Here is a 1,270-nt window from a genome sequence, read left to right on the forward strand (position 1 = left end):
GGGATGGCCCTTTCAAGCCATCCCCTTCGGGTTCTGCACTGAAGACATTCAGATCAGAAAATCATCTTGATCCCCGCCTGAGCATAGAAGGCGYTGTCTTCGTTGGTCCGATTGATCCCCTCCGGGCTGACCACTGCCGCTTCCAAAGAGAGCGTGGTGTCTTTTTGGATATCGGTAGAGAGGAGCAGGCTGCCACCCGTCGCGGAATCCCAGGTACCACCCGCTTGGGCTTCCGTCACTTCCGCATAGTCGATCATGGGATTGATGGTCCAACCCGCCGCTTTGACTTTGAGGCCCACACCAATACCCGTCATATTTTCGCTGGGAGAGGTGTTGGTGCCTGCGCCAACGGCAAAGTTGTTCATCAGATCGATTCCATTGGGGCCGCCTTGGTCCCAGGTCGCCGACCACACCATGTTGTCGTTGGTGATATTGTTGAAATCTTCAGAGGCGACAAAACCGTAGGCATTCCATTCGCCAAATCCGGTGCTGCCATTCAAACGCAACGCACCCAAAATTCCAGAGCTGGACCACAGATTGGAAATCTTGGAACCGGTCGTGTCCTGCGACAGGTCATAACCATCCTCATAGATCACCGTACCCACCGCATTGACATAACCCAGCTTGCCACTCAAGGTCAAAGCAGCCCAAATATTGCTGCCATCAGTGGTGGCACAGGGCGTCGTCGCACCGCAGACGGTTTCCAACACTTCCATGAAATCGGAAGCTTCTTGAAGATCGGCATAAGCCAGGGTGAAATTGTAATCAGCCAGACCCGCCTTGCCGAACAGGCTCATGGCCCACAAATTGGCGTCGTCGCTATCGGCACCCTTGCCCGCATCATTACCCGAGGATGCCCCCGTGGACATGTCTTCGTTGATGCGAATGTTGCCCACCACGGCAGTCACGTTGCCAAAGGTTTTGGAGAGCAACAGGCCACCATTGGAAGAAAGGTCATCACCCACCAGGATGGTGTCATTAAGGGTGATGGGCATTTCACCAAATTTGACGCCAATGCCCCATGCTTCGGTTTCCAACCACATTTGCCGGATTTCCCAGGGATCGGCCAGGTTGACGACATTGGAAACCTGGGTGTTCGATACCCCACCGGCCGCACCGGTATCGGAAGAAACCGAACCCAGATCAGCACCTTCGATCACCGCTGAATCAAGCACCTGGACCCGCATGTGCGCATGGCTTTTTTCCGAAGCGATCATGTCGGTGCTCAACATCAATTCGTGGACATAAGCCTCACCCCGATCCGATGGAG

General features: G+C 54.6%; 1 protein-coding gene. It reads right to left on the reverse strand.

The genetic code is table 11. The features are described from left to right. Positions 1 to 53 precede the first annotated feature (53 nt). Positions 54 to 1,270, reverse strand: a 1,217-nt coding sequence (locus Mcas_RS18580; RefSeq protein WP_162176352.1) for a hypothetical protein, incomplete at its 5' end; no start/stop codon positions are given.

It is taken from the genome of Candidatus Magnetobacterium casense, from assembly GCF_000714715.1.
Taxonomy (GTDB): Bacteria; Nitrospirota; Thermodesulfovibrionia; order Thermodesulfovibrionales; family Magnetobacteriaceae; genus Magnetobacterium; species Magnetobacterium casense.